Origin of the sequence: Acinetobacter sp. YH12135 (assembly GCF_013418565.1) — a bacterium.
Lineage (GTDB): Bacteria > Pseudomonadota > Gammaproteobacteria > Pseudomonadales > Moraxellaceae > Acinetobacter > Acinetobacter towneri.
In genome coordinates this window covers 138,072-157,167 of record NZ_VPBU01000001.1, presented here as the reverse complement: position 1 = coordinate 157,167, position 19,096 = coordinate 138,072, and the positions used below count along the sequence as shown (strand labels likewise).

Below are 19,096 nucleotides of genomic sequence, written 5' to 3'. Positions count from 1 at the left end.
GCTTAAGCCTTCTTAAATCTTAGGAGTAATCGACGATGCGCGCCGATATTCACCCAAAATATGAAAAATTAGTTGCAACTTGTTCTTGCGGTAACGTAATCGAAACTCGTTCAGCAGTTGGTAAAGAAACTCTTTATCTTGACGTATGTTCTGCATGCCACCCGTTCTACACTGGTAAGCAAAAGAACGTTGACACTGGCGGTCGTATCGACAAGTTCAAACAACGTTTTGCTGGTATGTCACGTTCTATCAAACGTTAATATCCAGTACGAAAAAAACGGGCAATTGCCCGTTTTTTTGTGCCTTAAATTTTAGGGTCTACAAATAGACCCTAATGCACAAGACCTTATTGGTCTTGCACATCAATTAAATGATCGAGTTTTTTCTGGAAATAATCACCCTGAATAAAGCGCGCATCGACATTCCACGCATTCGCAAACAGGTTCATATCATTTAAGTCACGCAATAACACTTCTACAGGTTTAATTTCACTATAAATGCTCAATTGTTCCTGTAATTCTTGCGTCGAGTCATCAGCAGCCAGTTTTTCAGTCAGTGCACTGTGCAAGGTCAAGTAGTGAATATCGACTTGTTTCAAGATAGATTCACTATAAATCGAATGACCAAAATCACGCAGAGAAATTTCAGCGCCGTGCTGACGTAATAAACTGATTTGTTTCTGCGCATCACCTAAGTTTTGGCTGATGTCTTCTTCAGAGAATTGCAAAATTAATGGATGGCTGAGGCGGCTACCAATAATCGTTATCAGTTTAGACACAAACTCAGGGAAGCTGCGGTCTTGTAATAAAACAAATTTGTTTAAATTGATAATCAGCTTCGCTTCAGGATATTGGGTGATGAAGTTGTGCAATTGTTTACAAGCTTCGACCAAAATCCAACGATCCAGTTTAATGGATAATTCTGGGTCTTCAGCCAAATCTATTAAGCCTGTCAGTGATTTCCATTCACTATTGAAAATAAAGCCACTAGTTACTTCATAGGTATATAAATTGGTGTCTTGCTTATCATAAAGTTGTTGATACTTCAGATGAATTTCACCACGATCAAGACTTTGACGTATCGCTGCAATAATCGCAGATTCACTATACGATTGTGGTACAGCTGCAGCAGATTCAATTACATTTAAGTTAGATTCACCAAAGGACAAGTCTAAGGTTAAACCTGAGTTATGTTGTTCTTGCTGTTGTGGTAATGCGTTGGCAAAACCTTGGCTAATCAGTTGCTCAAAACTGCTTTCATTTTGAATGTCTGGAGTGAATGGCACATAACCAATACGCAAATTAAGTGGGTAAGTATGTTGATCTACCGTAAGTAATTGCGGTTTCGTGAGTGAATTTAAGCCAATCAGTTTCGATTCTAAAATTGCAGGCGATTCTGCTTGGAACAAACCAACCACTAAACCATTACTCACATTAAATAATGGTACATTGGTCTGTTCTTTTAAAAAATTTTGAATGTTGGTAAAGTAATTTTTTGTGGTTTGCCAGTCGGCTTGGAAAATTGATTCAGGACAGTTCGCCAAAGAAAATACCACCAAAGCATTGGCACTAGAAGGCTGTTTGGCTAAAGTGCGATTTACCAATTGGTAGGTGCTTGGTTTTGTCGCTGCTTTGTCTGCTGTCGTTTGAGCAGGGACAGTATTTTGCGCCGTATTTTCAATATCTATGGTGATTTGTATGGCGTCGTCAGCTGCTCCAACAAATTCAATTTTGAGCGGGTTTTGTTTTGCCAGAAGCGGGTTTTGGCTATGAATATCAAAACGGCCGTGTTCAAATTGTCCTTGACTGACTTTCTTAAAGCGGAATTTAAAATCTGTAATATCTTGCGGTTGCAATAAATCCAATAATGGCAAGCCAATAAGGTCATCTTCACTTTTTAAACCAAATAGCTGTAAATATTCAGCATTGGCTTGTGCATGAATTCCTTCCTGAATAATGGCTACTGCTTTGCTACTGTCTTCGACCAACGCCTGAGCTTGTGATTGTGCATTTTCCAGTTCAGTCATAAGTTGTTCTTGTGACTGCTGTAAGCGACTAAAAGACAGTGCGCGAATTAAGCCAAAATAGAAGCGTTCGGGGTAATCTAAATTGATAATGTCATAGATGCCTTTGCGCACATAACTGGTGTATTGCGTGGCATCGTAATCGTCTGGTTTGAGCAAAAGTAGCGGTAAATTTGGTTGCTGTGATGCACGAATTAAAGTGAGTGCCTGATCGACTTTTAGGTCATAAGCACGACCAAAGATCACCAAATCCCAAGTTAAATGTAATTGTTTTTCAAAGTTTTTAATGTCATCTAATAGATAAGCCTGAACACGGTGCTCATTTGCAGTGAGTTGTTCACAAATTTGATTAAAACGTATTTGGTTGTCATCGATTATGAGTAAACGTGTTTCGGTACGTTTGAGCTTTTTAGACAATAATGGATTTCTCACTTTAATGCTTCCCATAAATCGTGATTTTTAACTTCATTCACTTGTTTCTGAATAAAACCATCAAGTAAAGGCTGTTGTTGGTCATTCAACAACTCAAAATCAAAGCGCATAAAGCTTTGGGTAATCAATAACGGCTTAATTAAGAACACTTTTAGTTCTTCTTCACCTAAACGTAGCTGTACGGTTTGTTTGTCACGTAATAATTGCAGACTTGGCAAAATCAATGAGGTATTGACTTCATTGACCTGCGTACTTTGTACCAATAATGCTGGATGATAATGTCCTGTATGCCGATCTGTTTTAACAAAAACAGCACAAGTGTAAATATCTTGGGTTAAAATTTCCAAGCCAAGTTCTAAGCTTTTTTCAGCAGATTGTTTAATCCAGCGAATGACACCACCACGCCACGGACTTTGGCTATTTTCCTGAACCAGAATAAATTCACCTGTTTTAAGGTTTTTCGGTGTTTCACCCGTCCATTTAATACGATAGCCATTGACACTAATATCTAAAACATCGGCATTGTAAATTTGTTTGGCTTCACGGTCTAAGGTTTTAACAGCGCTAAAATCTACCGTAGAGTTGGTATGCATGGCATTGATAAACTGGCTTTCATTCTGGAATTGGTAGTTATCGCCCAAAGCCAGCGTTTCATTGAAGTTTTTACCATTAGACAGATAAAAATGTGCCACAGTCAAACCAAAGCAAATTTTAATCCGTGCCGAATATTCATAACGCTCATGCACACGTTCTGCTGTATTGGTCAAAATATTGTGCAAGTGGAAATGCAAAGCAGGGGTTAAGAATAGCTTTTCATTGCGTGATAAATGTTCACCTTTACGACCTTGAGCTTCATTTAAATGATCGAGTAGGGGTTGAGTTGCAATAAAAATATTGGCATGAAAACCTTGGCTTTGGTGCGTATTGTAAATAGGTGGATGATCTTTGCTTGCATCGACCACATAACGTGAAAGCGTCGTTTCTTTGGGTAAAACTTGAATCAGTTTTGCCCAATCAAAGCTACAGAGATATAAGCCTTGAATTTCTGCAGGTCGAATTTGATGGGTATTGAAAATTTCCAATAAAATCAGCTGTGCATAGGCTTGAGCAATATTAATCAGTTGATGTTGTGTGCCTTGTAACTGATTAATATTATTTAAATAATAATGTTGTTGAATGGCTGTATCTAAAAGTTGGTGTGCAATTAACCACTGATTTGGCAAGGCGTGGCTATAAAGCATGTGTTGTTGATAGCGCAGTAGAGCTAATTGTTGTAAAGCATAATAGCTAGATAGAACTCGTGCAGTTTGTAAGTTCTTTTTTAAATTAAAGGCAAATAAAGAAAATTTTTGTTGGGTGAGTTGTTGGTGGCTACGTCGGGAAATATTAATATAGACTTTGGCGAAATGACTGCGTAATAACAGCGCGAGTTCAATAATATGATCGTTGCGGTCATTACTAATCAAAGCCTGGTTGAAAAAATGCTTTTCCAGACTGGTAAGCACATTTTCAAGTGTCGGATGAATAGCTTGAATTAAGTCAAAACGTAATGTTTCCTGACATTTCAGTTCAGAAATTTCTAAAAGGGCATTGAACAGGGCTTGAGAAGAATCCCCCAATTGTAAAATGGATAGGTCTGCTGCCCACGCCTGAATGCTTTTAACCGTATTTTGACAAAAACTCAATTGCTCCAGCTTTAGTTCGCTGGGAACCTGAAAAAGATCTGAAGTATTCATGTTCATGGTTGTTATTTAACTCAATAAGTTGAAACCCCAAAAAGCGGTGTCTTGTTTTTTTCGCCCGCAATTTCCCTAACGAGTTTAGGAACGAGATAGCCTGGCAAGTTCGCTAAAAGCTCTTTATAAATATGATCAATGTCAGATGGCATTAGATCAAAATGATGCGCTCCTTTTACTTTATCTAACACGTGTAAATAGTAAGGCATCACCCCTGCATCAAAAAGACGATAGCTTAAATCGACCAAGACCTGAGCAGAATTATTGACCCCATTTAATAAGACTGCTTGATTCAGAACGGTGATGTTTTGTTCGACTAACTTGGCAAGTTGCGAACAGGTAAAGTCATCTAATTCTGATGCGTGGTTCGAGTGTACCACTAGAATAATACGCAGCCTACTATTTTTTAGTAAGGAAATCAGCGATTCATCGACACGGTTGGGAATAACAATCGGAACTCGTGAATGAATTCTCAAAAATTTTATTTGCGGAATAGACGCCAATCGCTCAATCCAGATATTTAATTTACGATTTGACAAAGTGAGCGGGTCGCCACCACTTAAAATCACTTCATTAATATCGGGCTGACTTTCAATGTAATTACGGATATTGTCCCAGTCTTCAGTTTTTGGCAGATTTTCCTGATAAGGAAAGTGCCTGCGGAAACAATAACGACAATGTACTGCGCAAGCACCAGTCAAGGTCAGCAAAAAGCGTGATTTATATTTGTGTAAGACTCCAGGTTGTTGATTGGCTTGTTCCTCACCCAAAGGATCGGTCACAAATCCAGGATGATCTTCCAGTTCTAAATGATGCGGCAGAACCTGTAACAGTAAAGGATCGAGTGGATTGCCTTTTTGCATTTTGGCCACAAATGCACGCGGGATACGCAATTTAAACTGATTGGATGCCAGTAAAGCACCTGACAGCAACTGCTGTTCAGACAGCTCTAAAATATTTAACAATTCGCGTGGGTCGGTGATCAAGTCACTGAGTTGAGATTGCCAGTTTTGTTCTTGGTACAGGTAGTTGATCATGCCAGAAAAGATTTAAATATGAGGTGAAAGGAACCAAGTACACATATATTTAGCGTAGATGAATTCTTTGTTCATTGAGCGTGAATGCCGCGAATGATTAATCGCTTTGAATCAGAATCATTACAAAACAGCTGATTTTACCGATATCTTGAGGTGATCGGTAGTGGATTTTCATTGCTTCGTTATGGCTTGCTCATTTACAATACGTCCGATGAAAAAAGATGTTGCAAGATGGCGAGCATCGCAAAGCTGCGTTGGTCATTTGCTTTGTAACATAAATAGTTAAGTTAGTCAGTTTGGAGTGTGCCAGTCATGGCCTATTATTCTACGAATGATTTCAAGTCAGGCCTTAAGGTTATGCTTGATGGTAACCCATGTTCAATCATGGAAAATGAATATGTAAAGCCAGGTAAAGGTCAAGCGTTTAACCGCGTAAAACTTCGTAACCTTCGTTCTGGTAAAGTTTTAGAAAAAACATTTAAGTCTGGTGATTCACTAGAAGCAGCTGACATTGTAGAAGTAGAAATGGAATACCTCTACAACGATGGCGAAATGTGGAACTTCATGGATCCTGTATCTTTTGAGCAAATTGCTGCTGACAAAACCGCAATGGGCGATGCTGCAAAATGGTTAAAAGATGATTCAAACGAAAAATGTACCATTATGTTGTTTAACGGTGTGCCTTTAACTGTAAACGCACCAAACTTCGTGGTATTAAAAATTGTCGAAACTGATCCGGGTGTACGTGGCGATACTTCTGGTGGTGGCGGTAAACCAGCGAAATTAGAAACAGGTGCAGTGGTACGTGTTCCTTTATTCGTACAGCAAGAAGAAAGCGTTCGTGTAGATACACGTACAGGTGAATACCTAGAACGCGCATAATGATTTATTGATAAATCATAAGTAAAAGAGGGGGATGATTCGCGTCATCCCCCTTTTTTGTTGATTTGATTATGTGGTAAAAGAATAGGTGAAAAGTATAGGAAACTGTTGGTGCTCCATTTAAGTGTACGGTAGCGCACACTATGGATGTAAGGGCAGCAGACATCAAAATAAAAGGAGCAGGATCAACCAAGGATTTAGGAAATAAAGCTACATCTCGACAATAAAAGTAACACTTAAAAAATGTAACAAGAAGAGAGATTGACATGGAAACAGTTCAACCGAAGTCTGGTCTGACTTCAAAAATTATATGGCTTTTGGTCGCTATATTGGGTGCAGTATCTTTTGGGATATTGGCAGTCAGTAGAGGCGAACACGTCAATGCAGTCTGGTTAGTTTTAGCTGCGGTCTGTGTCTATAGCATTGCATACCGCTTCTACAGTTTATTTATTGCCACCAAAGTATTTGAGTTAAATGAGCGACGCTTAACGCCCGCACATCGTTTGGCTGACGGTTTAGATTATGTGCCCACCAATAAAAGTGTGTTATTTGGTCACCACTTTGCCGCGATTGCAGGTGCAGGCCCTTTAGTTGGGCCTATTCTTGCAGCACAAATGGGTTATTTACCCGGCACGATCTGGCTTTTAGTCGGGGTGGTGTTGGCAGGTGCAGTCCAAGACTTTTTGGTTTTGTTTATTTCTACACGTCGTGATGGGTGTTCTTTGGGAGAAATGGCAAAACAAGAGTTGGGTTCATTTGCTGGTGTGATTGTCATGCTGGGTGCGCTGGGCGTGATGGTGATTATTCTTGCCGTACTCGCTTTGGTTGTCGTGAAAGCTTTAACCAATAGTCCGTGGGGCGTATTTAGTATTGCAGCCACCATCCCAATTGCGATTTTCATGGGCATTTATATGCGTTTTATTCGCCCGGGGAAAATTGCTGAGGTTTCCATTATTGGTTTTGTCCTGATGATGATGGGTATTATTTATGGTGAAAATGTTGCACAGCATCCATTCTGGGGGCCTTTATTTACTTTAAGTGGCACAGAATTAACGTGGTGTTTAATTGCCTACGGTTTTATTGCTTCAGTTTTGCCAGTGTGGTTGCTATTGGCACCACGCGATTATTTATCGACCTTCTTAAAAATTGGTGTTATTGCAGGTTTGGCTGTCGGGATTGTGTTTGCAATGCCTGAAATGAAGATGCCTGCGGTGACCCATTTTATTGATGGTACTGGGCCAGTGTTTGCGGGTTCATTGTTCCCGTTCTTATTTATTACCATTGCCTGCGGTGCGATTTCAGGTTTCCACGCCTTAGTGTCTTCAGGTACGACGCCAAAACTGGTCAATAACGAAAAAGACATTCGGATGATTGGTTATGGCGGCATGTTGATGGAGTCTTTCGTGGCGATCATGGCAATGATTTGTGCCACGGTGCTAGACCCAGGCGTGTACTTTGCCATTAATGCACCCACTGCAGTTTTAGGTACAACGGTGGAAAGTGCAGCAGAAGCGGTACGAAATTTAGGCTTTGTAGTGACTCCTGAGGCTTTAACCATTTTGGCAAAAGAAGTCGGTGAAAGCTCGATTCTGTCACGTACGGGTGGTGCGCCAACGTTTGCAATTGGTATGGCACATATCATCACCGAGATTTTTAATAACCGCTCAATGATGGCATTCTGGTATCACTTTGCCATTTTATTTGAAGCCTTATTTATTTTAACTGCAGTAGATGCAGGCACACGTGCTTGCCGTTTTATGGTGCAAGATACTGTAGGTATTGTTATTCCTGCAGTGAAAAACTCACATAACTTCTTTGGTAACTTGCTTGGCACAGCAGTTGCGGTGGCTGGTTGGGGCTTCTTCGTCTATCAAGGCGTGGTCGATCCTTTAGGCGGTATTAATAGCTTATGGCCTCTATTTGGTATTGGTAACCAAATTTTGGCAGCGATGGCGCTCATTTTAGGTACAGTGATTCTGTTTAAAATGAAAAAAGAAAAATATGTTTGGGTGACGATTATCCCTACAGTTTTCTTGTTCATTACTTCAATGACTGCAGGTTGGCAAAAGATTTTCCACGACAATCCCAAAATTGGTTTCTTGGCGCAAGCAGATCGTTTCAATGCTGCAATTCAACGCAATGAAATTTTAGCACCTGCAAAAACAGTGACTGAAATGCAAACCATTGTCATGTCCAATCAAATTAATGCCGTGTTATGTGGTTTCTTTATGATTGTGGCATTTGTGATGTTGTTCGCTGCCATTGGGGTGATTCGTCGTGCCTTGGCAAGTCCAACACCAACTGTACATGAAGCTGAAGCGATTTATCGTGATCCTGAAACGATTCAGCCGAATAGTGGTCATTAGGAGTGAGCACATGATTAAGCTTAAATTTGCCCAACAGAGTAAAACGGTGATTTACAACATCATTAAAATGACCATCATGTCGCAAAAGGATTTAATTTTGAATCCGAAAAACTGGTCGCGTATCGCTACTTTATGGCAGCGTTTGCAACAAAGTTTTCGTTTAATGGTCGGTGTACCCGATTATCAGAATTATTTGGAACACATGCGTAAGCATCATCCAGATTTAGAAGCCATGGATCCGAAGACTTTTTATCGCTACTGTGTCGATGCGCGTTATCCATCGGCAAAAGGTGGTTTGAAAAAGTGTCCGTGTTAATCCCGTATCACGATGGAAACGTATAGAGATACGAGCTGTTTAAAACTTACTTTTTTAGGCAGTTTAGAATATCTCGAGGATTTCTTTGGAAATTTAGCAAAACGGTGTATGTTTAAACATGCGCCGTTTTTTATTGGGGATAAGGGGATTTACTGTGATTTGGGGTACAGAAAAAGTTCAAAAACAACAACTGACGCAAGCGCAGCAACAGCTCAATGCACAGATTGAATCTTATGCTGGAAAAATTCAGGCTTTTTTGACTGAAATTAATACCATTATTTTAGATAAAGAACAGCAGACCAAATTGGCGTTAAGTTGTTTGTTGGCGGGCGGGCATGTGCTTTTTGAAGATTTACCCGGATTAGGTAAAACGACTTTATCGAGTGCCTTATCGCACTTGGCGGGTCTGCAATTTCAGCGTATTCAGTTTACCAATGACATGCTGGCCAGTGATGTGATTGGCGTGAATATGTTTAATCAAAAAGAACATCAATTTGAGTTTAAGCAAGGCCCTATTTTTACCCAAATTTTATTGGCAGATGAAATTAACCGTTGTTCGCCTAAAACCCAAAGTGCCTTGTTGGAAGCGATGGAAGAAGGCGCGGTTACGGTGGATGGTGTGCGTTATAGCTTGCCGCAACCTTTTTGGGTGATTGCCACACAAAATCCACTGTTTCAAAGTGGTACTTATGCGCTGCCAGAATCACAGCTTGATCGTTTTTTAATGCGTCTGTCTTTGGGTTATCCATCGCGTTTTGCTGAAAAAATGTTGCTGCAACAAAACTCCAGACATGCGCTGATTGCCAGTTTGGCCCATATTTTTACTGAAACAGAAATTTTAAATTTACAGCAATTGGTCACGGAAATTTATGTGTCAGATACCGCGCTAGATTACTTACTCGACTTAGCCACAGAAACCCGTAAAGCGCGTCACGGATTATCTACCCGTGGTGTTTTGGCATTGAAAAAAGCAGCACAAGCACATGCTCTAATTGAGCAACGTAGTTTTGTCACTGCCGATGATATTCAAGCGGTATTTGTGGCAGTTGCTGCACATCGTATTGGATTGAGTGAGGCAGAAACTTTGTATGTGATGCAACAGGTTAAAGTGAGTTAGTACACGCATGTTTAAGCAGGCATGGCAAAACTGGATCAAGACACGTTTTAAATTTGATCGACACAAGGCCTTAAAACAAAAAGATATTTTGGTTTTTATTTACCAACAGGGCTATCTGTATTTAGTGCTGATTTTGATCACGTTTATTGCAGGCGTGAATTATGGCAATAACCTGATTTTAGGCTTTTGCTTTTTGATCAGTGCCATTTTATGTATCAGCTTTTATTTGACCTTTAAGCAGTTGCATGAATTAGAGATAGAAATTGTGACTACTGAAGTTGGGCAAGTGGGCGAAGTATTGCAATTACAATTGCATTTCAAACAAGAGGTCGCGCAGGCACGCTATTTATGGATTAAAGCCAATCATCAATTAGAAAAGGTTCTTATTCAAGACACCCAGCAGCAGTATGTATTGACATTTTTTGCGGAGCAACGTGGGCAGTTTAATTTCCCTCATTTACACATTTATTCGGTTTATCCTTTTGGCTTGGTACGTGCGTGGACTTATTTGAATTTGACACGTACCGCGTGGGTTGCGCCCAAAGCCGCCATGTATAGCGCAGAGAATAAACAGCATCAACACAGCTTTCAACCTGATTTAGACGAGTTTCGTGAGCTGCGTGATTTTCAATTGGGCGATTCTTTGCAAGCTGTGTCGTGGAAGCAAGCGGCACGAGGGCAAAGCTTATATGTCAAAGTTTTTGAACAATATCAGGATCAACAGAGTATCGACATTCACTATGAACACATGCCTGCACCGACCCACGAAGAAAAATTAAGTTTGATGATGGGTTTGGCCGAGCAATGTGAACAACAACAGTTGAATTATGCGATGTTTTTGCCACATGCGACCCTTGAAAAAGGCGTAGGTGAGCGGCAGTTGAAACAGGCAAAAATTCTTTTGGCACAGGCTTGATGATCATGCACAATTCGATTCAGCAATCTATTCTGCTTAGCCTGATCTTAATTTTGGCTGCTCACATGCTGTTTAGCCCTGTGGCATTGAGTGTCATTTTCGGACTCATGTTGTTGCTGTTGTATCTTCACTATAAAAACAAGACAGCGCGTATTTCTAAAGTTTGGACTTATGGATTGACCTGTTGTGCCTTAGCCAGCATTTATTTGAGTTATAAAAGCCTGATTGGTGTAGAGGCAGGGGTTGCCTTATTAAGCACCTTTTTGTTTGCCAAAGCTTTAGAAAGTCATACTCAGCGCGACCTGATTATTTTATTTAATTTTGCGCTTTTTGTGAGCGCCAGTTCATTTTTATACAGCCAAAGCATGTGGATGACCGTGTTGGTCATTCTATGTTTAATCAGTTGTTTAATTGGGTTATATCGGATTCAAAAAAGTGCATTTTCAGATTATGCGTCGCGTCATTCGAGCAGCCAAGATGCAAAGCATGACCTTAAAAATGTCGCCAAGTTTATCGCATACGCTTTGCCATTCTTTTTATTATTGTTTTTATTCTTTCCACGTTTACCGCCATTGTGGCATGTACCTATTCCTGATGCCAAAGGCGTGACAGGTATTAGTGACACGATGTCACCAGGCGATATTGCCGAATTATCACAATCTTCTGCTTTGGCATTTCGTATTGTGGGGAATATGCAGCAACTGCCGCCACGTTCAAAACTATATTGGCGGGCGATGGTACTGGATCAATATGATGGTCGCACATGGACAAGCAATTTCAGCAATCAACAACCCGTTCAGGCAGCACAATTACAGCCAGAGCAAGTCGATTTTCAGTATCAATATATTGCAGCAGATCCACGTGTACAGTGGATTATGGCGCTGGAAAAATCTGTACCGAATCAACACGGCTATGTGTTACGCCGTGATTGGAGTATGGTGCCACAGCGTCAAAATGGTCGGATTCAACCGATTGCTTTGCAGTGGGTTGGGGAATCTGCACGTATTCAAGGGGATGATGCACAGAACGAGCGTTATCGACGCTTTAGCCAGCGTTTAAATGTTCAGGTACAGACGCAATCTGACCCAAAAGCTCAGCAATTTGCCCTGCAGATGTTTGCTCAAAGTCAGCAACAACCTGAACGCTACGTGCAGAATGTATTGCAGTGGTATCGCAATAATGGCTTTAGTTATACCTTAAAACCTGGAATGCTCGGACAAAACCGAGTCGATGAATTCTTGTTTCAGAGTAAGCAAGGTTTTTGTGAACATTATGCCTCAAGTTTTGCCTTATTGATGCGTTATGTCGGGATTCCAGCGCGTGTAGTCGTGGGCTATCAGGGTGGGGAACTTGCACCCGATGGACAAAGCTGGGAAGTACGACAGCAAGATGCACATGCTTGGACAGAAGTGTTGCTCAATCAACAATGGGTACGCATAGACCCGACAGCCATCATTGCACCTCAACGTATAGATGATGGTATGCAAAACCTAATGGCAGATGATCGGGCCGTTTTGGGTGCTGACACACAAATGTGGCAATACCAACATTCTAATTTTATTCGTTCTTTACGGGTGTGGAGTGATTATGCAAGTTATCAATGGCAAAGCAAGGTCGTGGGTTATGATGCCGAGTCACAGCGTCACTGGTTTGGACGCTTAGGGCTGCACTCAAACTATGCTTTGGCAGCGGTGTTGGTTTCAAGTATTCTCATGATCTTAGCAGGGTATTTTGGCTGGATTTTTTGGAAAAAACGTCAGCAAGGTTCTCGCATAAATCGTGCCTTAGACAAATTTTCTAAAAGATTGCCCGCTCAGTTGCAAAAACAGGATGCAGAAACAGTGAGTGTGTGGATGCAGCGTTTAGCAGCGCAGGTAGATGCAAATGAACAAGAGGCATTTAAGCGTTTAGGCGTGTGCTATCAACAATATTCTTATGCGCCTGAACATGACCGTGTTTCAGAGCAGGTGTTTTTTGATTTGCTTAAAACTTGCTCGGATGTGTTGAAAAAACACAGAAAAGACTTGTCTTAAAAATCAAAACTGAATATGATGCGAAGCACTTTAGGCGTATAGCTCAGTTGGTTAGAGCGCTACGTTGACATCGTAGAGGTCTCCAGTTCGAGTCTGGATATGCCTACCAATACATTAAAATTATATGTTGTTACATAACTTCATATAAGTAATAAAGCTCTGAATTATAACGATTTAGGGCTTTTTTATTGCTTTTCTTAAAGATACATAAATTCGCTTATAGTTTAAAAATATGTACACAGTGGTGTACACATGTAAGTTTTCGGCTTATTTTGCACTAATTGGTTTTTATTTTGCACTAGAGCTTTGAAGCCTCTTTCCACATTTCATTTGTGCACTGATTCGTGAGCGAGAACATGGCACCATTAAGCATTTAACGGTTATGCTAGTCACGGTTTTTGAAATTATGCTGGCAAAGGTTTTATCGATGAGCCTTGTGGTGCTTTTAGCAGCTTTTTTAGGCTTAAAAGTAGTGGTGCAGGGGGCATTACAGGTACCCATAGAAGGAAGTTTGCTGTTATTTTTCTTTGGAGCCTTGCTGACCTTATTTGCAACAACCTCAATGGGTATATATATGGCAACCGTGTCTAAATCGATGCCGCAATTCGGTTTGCTGATGATGCTTATTCTGATTCCCTTGCAAATGTTGTCTGAGGCAAGTACACCACGAGAAAGCATGCCAGAAATTATTCAAAATATCATGTTGATTGCAACGACAATGCATTTTGTAACATTGGCGCAAGCAATTTTATACCGAAATGCAGGATTGGATGTGGTCTGGCCTTCCTTTCTATGGTTAATCGCAATTGCAACAACATTTTTCTATGTATCTTGGAAACGTTTTAAAAATACCATTCATACAATGGCTTAATGTAATAGATTGAGTTTGATCGCTGAAGCACAAATTTTGACTGGGGCGTATTAAGAGTTACACCGCGCATAATTTTTGCTAATATGTATGAAAATTGTTCAATAAAAGTAAATGACATGAAACACATTCTTGTGCCAGTTTTGGTGGTGTTGGTCGTTTTATTAGGTTATCTCGTTTACTTGGAAGAGGAAACGCGAAAGCAGGCAGAACTGAACCGAGTTTTGACTGAATCTGCAAATTTATCGCTAGAAAAAACAGAAGCGGCTACACCACAGATTTTGCAAGTCACAGAATAAGCGTAGAAATTTCTAACATAATGTGTGGTAATTGCTTTATTCATCACACTTTTGTGTGCTTCACTTTATCGTAAAATTTTATCTTTAATTCAAAAAACTAGAATTTTTAAAAAATCCCTATGGTATAATTTGCCAATTGAAACTGCTTCATCACAACTCAAAGGCATTACTTTTGAGAGTGACTGAAGTAAAAAAAAGATGAACAAAGCTGCATAAAATTTATGCGGCTTTTTTATTTAGCATTCCGAATTTTTGATTTTGATAAAATCAAATGCTTGATTGTGAATTAAGTTTATCTTTTTCATGTAATTTTACATGCTCATTGGGCAAATCCATTGCCGCAACTGACACAGGCTTTTAAGTGCTGACTTAAAATTGCGTCATGCTGCAAATTCAGTTTATTTACAGGGGCTAGGTCATGACGACTCCTAATCCATCCTCAGCGGGAATGCTTGAGCGCTTATTCAAATTAAGCGAAAACAAGACCACATTCCGTACCGAGATTTTGGCGGGTGTAACCACATTCTTAACCATGTGTTACATCATTATTGTCAATCCGATGATTTTATCTGAAACAGGAATGGATCATGGAGCTGTCTTTGTCGCCACCTGTTTAGCCGCAGCTATTGGCTGCTTGGTGATGGGAATTGTTGCCAATTACCCAATCGCACTCGCACCAGGCATGGGGCTAAACGCCTATTTCACTTACTCGGTGTGTTTAGGCATGGGTGTGCCTTGGCAAACGGCTTTGGCTGCAGTTTTTGTATCAGGGATTATTTTCATTGCCATTAGCATGTTTAAAATCCGTGAAGCCATTGTTAATGCCATTCCCATGTCATTAAAACTAGCCATTGGCGGTGGTATTGGTTTATTCCTAGCTTTAATCGCCCTAAAAAATGCAGGTGTTATTGTTGATAATCCTGCGACTTTGGTGGGCTTGGGTGACTTAAAACAACCATCAGTACTGTTAGCGCTACTTGGCTTTTTAATGGTTGTAGTAATGCATCACTTTAAAGTACGTGGTGCAATTATCATCAGTATTTTGGTGCTGACTGCTATTTCAACAGCTTTAGGTTTAAGCGAATTTAAAGGTGTGGTTGGTGAAATTCCATCTATTGCACCTACTTTTATGCAAATGGACTTTGAAGGTCTATTTACAGCAAGTTTAATTGGCGTAATTTTCGTATTTTTCTTAGTCGATTTATTCGACTCTACAGGTACTTTAGTGGGTGTTTCACACCGTGCAGGCTTGTTGCAAGATGGTAAATTACCCCGTTTGAAAAAAGCACTTTTTGCCGATTCTTCTGCAATTGTTGCAGGTGCGGCATTGGGTACATCTTCAACAACGCCGTATATTGAATCATCTGCAGGTGTTGCAGCGGGTGGTCGTACAGGCTTAACCGCAGTGATTGTTGGCTTGTTGTTTATTGCCTGTTTGTTCTTGGCACCACTTGCGCAATCGGTACCAGGTTTTGCGACTGCACCTGCCTTGTTATTTGTGGGTGTGTTGATGATTCAAGGCATTGTGCATATTGATTGGGATGACATCACCGAAGCCGTGCCTGCATTCTTAACAGTCGTGTTCATGCCATTTACTTATTCTATTGCCGATGGCATCGCTATGGGCTTTATTAGCTATGCGCTGATTAAACTACTCACTGGCAAAGCCAAGTCTGTACCTTATATGGTGTGGATTATTGCTGCACTTTGGGCATTAAAATTTGCCATGTTTGGCGGTTAATATTCTTAAACTGAAAAGGGGTGTAAACTCAGTTTGCACCCTTTTTTATTTTGATCAATTTTTTAAAATTCTCCCATAAAATAGCAAAAAGGACAGAACATGAATCAACTTGAGCTAATCTGTGCATTACCTAAAGCAGAATTGCATGTGCATATTGAAGGTACTTTTGAACCTGAATTGATGTTTGCCATTGCGCAGCGCAACCAAATAGACATCCCTTATCAGTCCGTAGAAGAAGTCAAACAAGCCTATAACTTTCATAACTTGCAGTCTTTTTTAGATATTTATTATGCAGGCGCACAAGTGTTGGTGCATGAGCAAGATTTTTACGATTTGGCTTGGGCATATTTTGAAAAATGTGCTGAAGACCGTGTAGTACATACCGAAATGTTTTTTGACCCGCAAACCCATACCGAGCGCGGTGTGGCATTTGCAACCGTGATTAATGGCTTACAACGCGCTTGTGACGATGCGCAAACAAAATTAGGCATCAGTTCGCATTTAATTATGTGTTTCTTGCGTCATTTAAGCGAAGATGCTGCATTTGCTATACTTGAACAGGCTTTGCCTTATAAAGATCAAATTATTGCTGTGGGTTTGGATTCAAGTGAAGTCGGGCATCCACCTTCAAAGTTTGAACGTGTCTTTGCCAAAGCACGTGAAGCAGGCTTTTTAGTCGTGGCACATGCAGGCGAAGAAGGGCCAGCCGAATATGTTTGGGAAGCGTTAGATTTACTGAAAGTAAACCGTATTGATCACGGTGTGCGTTCTGAAGAAGATCCTGTATTAATGCAGCGTTTAATTGCAGAAAAAATGCCGCTCACGGTATGTCCACTAAGTAATTTAAAGCTATGTGTGGTAGATGATATGGCACAGCACAACATTCGCCGTTTATTGCAGCAGGGTGTTAAAGTGACAGTTAATTCAGATGATCCATCTTATTTTGGTGGTTATATGAATGATAACTTTGTTGCTATTAGCCAAGCTTTAGATTTAAGCAATGCTGAATTAAAACAATTGGCGGTTAATTCTTTTGAAGCTTCATTTATTTCGGCTGAAGAAAAGCAAAAATGGATTGAGCAAATTCAAGCATTGGGATGAGTTAAACTGAATTTAGATTAGCTTAGACTACAAAAAAGCAGCTTAATTTAAGCTGCTTTTTTGTGGGAGAACGATTTGAATCGCTTTAAACTCAAGCTTTAAAAATTATTTACCTTGTTGCGTCATACTACGCAATACATCGTCTTTATCTATAAAGTGATGTTTAAGTGCTGCAAGCATATGCCCAACCACCATTGCCCCTGCAAACCATGACAAATAAGTATGCACAGGTTTAACAATTGCTAATAGTTCGGGGTTCTTATCCACCAAGGCTGGAATTTCAAATAAATACAACACAGGCACAGGTTTACCCACGCTCCAGCTAAACAAACAGCCCGTGATTGGAATCGCAATCAGCATAAAATACAGACCTAGATGTCCTAAATGCGCTAGTGTTTTCATCAACGGTGACATGCTGTCAGGCAGTTGTGGCGCAGGGTGGGTGTAACGCCAAAATAAGCGAATCACCAATAAAAATAATCGCCATGAGCCAATGTAAAACTTGTGCGGTATGGGTGTAATATGAATGAGAACTGTTCATGTTGTGTTTCAGGCGAATAGTGTGCTTGCATGCTAAACAACAGCATGTAGCGAAAAAAGTATCCACCTGCAACGGAGTGTTGAAAATCTGCAACGCTGCAAAAAAAATAGCGTTCTTGAGGGGGCTGTTGATATTTCATAAATAGTTTGCGCTGTAGGCTAAAACTGAGCAGATCAGGCATGAAACGCAGGGAATAGCGAGACTATTGCCAAGTTTCATAACGCAATCTGAGAAAGTTTTAGCCACAGCCTTTCAGGACAAGCATATTTTTTGCTGCTATTGCGTTATGAGTCAGTCATTTAGAATGACTAAATTTCCTACCTCATGCCTTATATCAGCTAAAAAATATGCGTTGTCGCAAACATAGAAAAATTGTCAACAGCCCCTAGCCTTAAGCCTAAGCACATGAATGTAGAAATTGCAAAAAGCTATTCCTTCGTCAAACAAGTTTAGGCACAATAGCGGCATTGTTTCACTCAAATGACTTGAATATTAAATACAGGAAATATCCATGAAAAAACTACTCGCTGTATTGGCACCTATCGCTTTGGTTTTATCTGCATGTACCACCACTACAGGTACTACTACAGGAACGACAACTGCACCGACAGCAACTCAACAATTGGGTATGGCGGCGATTAAAATTGCAATTAATGCCAAGTGTGTGACTGAATTAAACAACATTCCTGCATGGCACACTGCGACACGTGTTATGACACCAACGCAAAAGCAAAATGTTCAAGCGGAAATTTGTGGTTGTGTTAGTGAAAAAGCACCACAAAATGTGACTGCAGTAGATTTAGCCACTGCAGCAATTGACCCTGCTGCACGTGCAACCATTGTGAGCAATGCAGTATCTCGAACCATTAATGCATGTGTGGCAGAAGCAGTAAGATAAGTTTTACCGATTCTGTAAAATTAAAAATGGTTCGTTGTGACTCGCATCGTAAGATAGGCTGAAGATTTCAGCCTATTTTTTCTGGAAAAAGATGATGAAAATTGCAGGTGTAGATGAAGCAGGGCGTGGGCCTTTAGTGGGTTCTGTTGTCGCTGCGGCAGTTATTTTAGATCCGAATAACCCGATTGAAGGTTTAAATGATTCTAAAAAACTGACAGAAAAAAAGCGTGAAAAGTTATTTGTTGAAATTCAGGAAAAGGCTTTGGCTTGGGCAATTGCAGAAGCATCTGCAGCCGAAATTGATGAACTGAATATTTTGCAAGCGTCGTTATTGGCGATGCGTCGTGCGGTGGAAGCCTTATCTATTCAACCTGAGCATGTCTTAGTCGATGGCAATAAAATTCCGCAGGGTTTAGCGATGTCTTGTGATGCCGTTGTTGGGGGAGATGCATTACATGCAGAGATTTCGGCAGCCAGTATTTTAGCTAAAGTGGCGCGTGACCGTGAAATGGTATTGCTTGATCAAGCATTTCCACAATTTGGTTTTGCCAAACATAAAGGTTATCCAACCAAAGCACATTTTGAAGCCATTGCACAGCATGGCGTGATTGCGGCACATCGACGTAGTTTTGCACCTGTGCGTAAAGCTTTAGAATTAATGGAAAACTCACAGTAATTTTCATGCAAAACTTGTGCTGAGTTGCCTGTAAAATAGTCTTTACATGCTTCGAATCAGCGAGCAACTCTGAAATGATGCGAGTTTTTAAAAAGCATTCAGCAGAAAAATTTA

General features: G+C 40.4%; 15 protein-coding genes, 1 tRNA gene and 2 pseudogenes. 14 read left to right on the top strand and 4 right to left on the bottom strand.

Annotated features, from left to right (window positions below; translation table 11 throughout):
• The first annotated feature begins 35 nt into the window (after positions 1 to 35).
• Positions 36 to 260: a 50S ribosomal protein L31 gene (rpmE, locus tag FTU70_RS00705; RefSeq protein ID WP_004971624.1), complete on the top strand. Its 225-nt coding sequence runs from the start codon at positions 36 to 38 to the stop codon at positions 258 to 260.
• 86 nt (positions 261 to 346) lie between these two features.
• Here rpmE and FTU70_RS00700 read toward each other — a convergent pair whose 3' ends face one another.
• The 3 genes from FTU70_RS00700 to epmB are packed head-to-tail and all read right to left on the bottom strand — an operon-like array spanning position 347 to position 5,228.
• Positions 347 to 2,470, bottom strand: coding sequence for an EAL domain-containing protein (locus tag FTU70_RS00700; protein ID WP_180059831.1), 2,124 nt, complete (start codon positions 2,468 to 2,470; stop codon positions 347 to 349).
• Entirely contained in the window at positions 2,452 to 4,197 is a 1,746-nt protein-coding gene (locus FTU70_RS00695) for a GTPase (RefSeq protein ID WP_180059829.1), read from the bottom strand. The genes FTU70_RS00700 and FTU70_RS00695 overlap by 19 nt, the downstream gene beginning before the upstream one ends.
• Positions 4,198 to 4,211: 14 nt before the next feature.
• Positions 4,212 to 5,228: an EF-P beta-lysylation protein EpmB gene (gene epmB, locus FTU70_RS00690; protein ID WP_180059827.1), complete on the bottom strand. Its 1,017-nt coding sequence runs from the start codon at positions 5,226 to 5,228 to the stop codon at positions 4,212 to 4,214.
• A gap of 312 nt (positions 5,229 to 5,540) precedes the next feature.
• Between epmB and efp the strand changes: the two genes are divergently transcribed.
• From efp to FTU70_RS00635, 11 genes and pseudogenes are all read left to right on the top strand, one after another.
• A complete protein-coding gene (gene efp / locus FTU70_RS00685) occupies positions 5,541 to 6,110 on the top strand; it encodes an elongation factor P (RefSeq protein ID WP_004971615.1) in 570 nt (189 codons plus the stop codon).
• Positions 6,111 to 6,376: 266 nt separating this feature from the next.
• Positions 6,377 to 8,476: a carbon starvation CstA family protein gene (locus FTU70_RS00680; protein WP_180059825.1), complete on the top strand. Its 2,100-nt coding sequence runs from the start codon at positions 6,377 to 6,379 to the stop codon at positions 8,474 to 8,476.
• Positions 8,477 to 8,486: 10 nt separating this feature from the next.
• Entirely contained in the window at positions 8,487 to 8,792 is a 306-nt protein-coding gene (locus FTU70_RS00675) for a YbdD/YjiX family protein (RefSeq protein ID WP_004971610.1), read from the top strand.
• A 157-nt stretch (positions 8,793 to 8,949) separates the two neighbouring features.
• Complete coding sequence (locus tag FTU70_RS00670; RefSeq protein WP_096901148.1) at positions 8,950 to 9,909, top strand: MoxR family ATPase; 960 nt, start codon at positions 8,950 to 8,952, stop codon at positions 9,907 to 9,909.
• 7 nt (positions 9,910 to 9,916) lie between these two features.
• Positions 9,917 to 10,825, top strand: coding sequence for a DUF58 domain-containing protein (locus tag FTU70_RS00665; RefSeq protein WP_180059823.1), 909 nt, complete (start codon positions 9,917 to 9,919; stop codon positions 10,823 to 10,825).
• A gap of 5 nt (positions 10,826 to 10,830) precedes the next feature.
• On the top strand, positions 10,831 to 12,858 hold the full coding sequence (locus FTU70_RS00660) for a DUF3488 and transglutaminase-like domain-containing protein (protein WP_179996194.1): 2,028 nt from the start codon (positions 10,831 to 10,833) through the stop codon (positions 12,856 to 12,858).
• Between the two features lie 32 nt (positions 12,859 to 12,890).
• Positions 12,891 to 12,967, top strand: a tRNA-Val gene (locus FTU70_RS00655).
• A 225-nt stretch (positions 12,968 to 13,192) separates the two neighbouring features.
• Positions 13,193 to 13,729 (top strand): annotated as a pseudogene (locus tag FTU70_RS00650) (ABC transporter permease); the annotation flags it as partial.
• A gap of 116 nt (positions 13,730 to 13,845) precedes the next feature.
• Positions 13,846 to 14,025: a hypothetical protein gene (locus tag FTU70_RS00645; protein ID WP_004971601.1), complete on the top strand. Its 180-nt coding sequence runs from the start codon at positions 13,846 to 13,848 to the stop codon at positions 14,023 to 14,025.
• 418 nt (positions 14,026 to 14,443) lie between these two features.
• Positions 14,444 to 15,766 (top strand): NCS2 family permease, encoded by a 1,323-nt coding sequence (locus FTU70_RS00640; protein ID WP_096901065.1) that lies wholly within the window; start codon positions 14,444 to 14,446, stop codon positions 15,764 to 15,766.
• 99 nt (positions 15,767 to 15,865) lie between these two features.
• The gene (locus FTU70_RS00635; RefSeq protein WP_180059821.1) at positions 15,866 to 16,867 is read left to right on the top strand and encodes an adenosine deaminase; all 1,002 of its coding nucleotides are present in this window, start codon (positions 15,866 to 15,868) and stop codon (positions 16,865 to 16,867) included.
• A gap of 105 nt (positions 16,868 to 16,972) precedes the next feature.
• Here FTU70_RS00635 and FTU70_RS00630 read toward each other — a convergent pair.
• Positions 16,973 to 17,408, bottom strand: a pseudogene (locus FTU70_RS00630) (cytochrome b).
• A 511-nt stretch (positions 17,409 to 17,919) separates the two neighbouring features.
• Here FTU70_RS00630 and FTU70_RS00625 point away from each other — a divergent pair.
• Both FTU70_RS00625 and rnhB read left to right on the top strand, forming a co-directional pair.
• Positions 17,920 to 18,306, top strand: a complete 387-nt coding sequence (locus FTU70_RS00625) for a hypothetical protein (RefSeq protein ID WP_004971594.1) — start codon at positions 17,920 to 17,922, stop codon at positions 18,304 to 18,306.
• Positions 18,307 to 18,400: 94 nt separating this feature from the next.
• Complete coding sequence (gene rnhB, locus FTU70_RS00620; protein WP_004971591.1) at positions 18,401 to 18,982, top strand: ribonuclease HII; 582 nt, start codon at positions 18,401 to 18,403, stop codon at positions 18,980 to 18,982.
• Positions 18,983 to 19,096: the final 114 nt, after the last annotated feature.

Excerpts from the sequence above, each read along its gene's own strand:
- rpmE (WP_004971624.1), top strand. The coding sequence starts at position 36 with ATGCGCGCCGATATTCACCCAAAATATGAAAAATTAGTTGCAACTTGT.
- FTU70_RS00700 (WP_180059831.1), bottom strand. The coding sequence starts at position 2,470 with ATGGGAAGCATTAAAGTGAGAAATCCATTATTGTCTAAAAAGCTCAAA.
- FTU70_RS00695 (WP_180059829.1), bottom strand. The coding sequence starts at position 4,197 with ATGAACATGAATACTTCAGATCTTTTTCAGGTTCCCAGCGAACTAAAG.
- epmB (WP_180059827.1), bottom strand. The coding sequence starts at position 5,228 with ATGATCAACTACCTGTACCAAGAACAAAACTGGCAATCTCAACTCAGT.
- efp (WP_004971615.1), top strand. The coding sequence starts at position 5,541 with ATGGCCTATTATTCTACGAATGATTTCAAGTCAGGCCTTAAGGTTATG.
- FTU70_RS00680 (WP_180059825.1), top strand. The coding sequence starts at position 6,377 with ATGGAAACAGTTCAACCGAAGTCTGGTCTGACTTCAAAAATTATATGG.
- FTU70_RS00675 (WP_004971610.1), top strand. The coding sequence starts at position 8,487 with ATGATTAAGCTTAAATTTGCCCAACAGAGTAAAACGGTGATTTACAAC.
- FTU70_RS00665 (WP_180059823.1), top strand. The coding sequence starts at position 9,917 with ATGTTTAAGCAGGCATGGCAAAACTGGATCAAGACACGTTTTAAATTT.
- FTU70_RS00660 (WP_179996194.1), top strand. The coding sequence starts at position 10,831 with ATGCACAATTCGATTCAGCAATCTATTCTGCTTAGCCTGATCTTAATT.
- FTU70_RS00645 (WP_004971601.1), top strand. The coding sequence starts at position 13,846 with ATGAAACACATTCTTGTGCCAGTTTTGGTGGTGTTGGTCGTTTTATTA.
- FTU70_RS00640 (WP_096901065.1), top strand. The coding sequence starts at position 14,444 with ATGACGACTCCTAATCCATCCTCAGCGGGAATGCTTGAGCGCTTATTC.
- FTU70_RS00635 (WP_180059821.1), top strand. The coding sequence starts at position 15,866 with ATGAATCAACTTGAGCTAATCTGTGCATTACCTAAAGCAGAATTGCAT.
- FTU70_RS00625 (WP_004971594.1), top strand. The coding sequence starts at position 17,920 with ATGAAAAAACTACTCGCTGTATTGGCACCTATCGCTTTGGTTTTATCT.
- rnhB (WP_004971591.1), top strand. The coding sequence starts at position 18,401 with ATGAAAATTGCAGGTGTAGATGAAGCAGGGCGTGGGCCTTTAGTGGGT.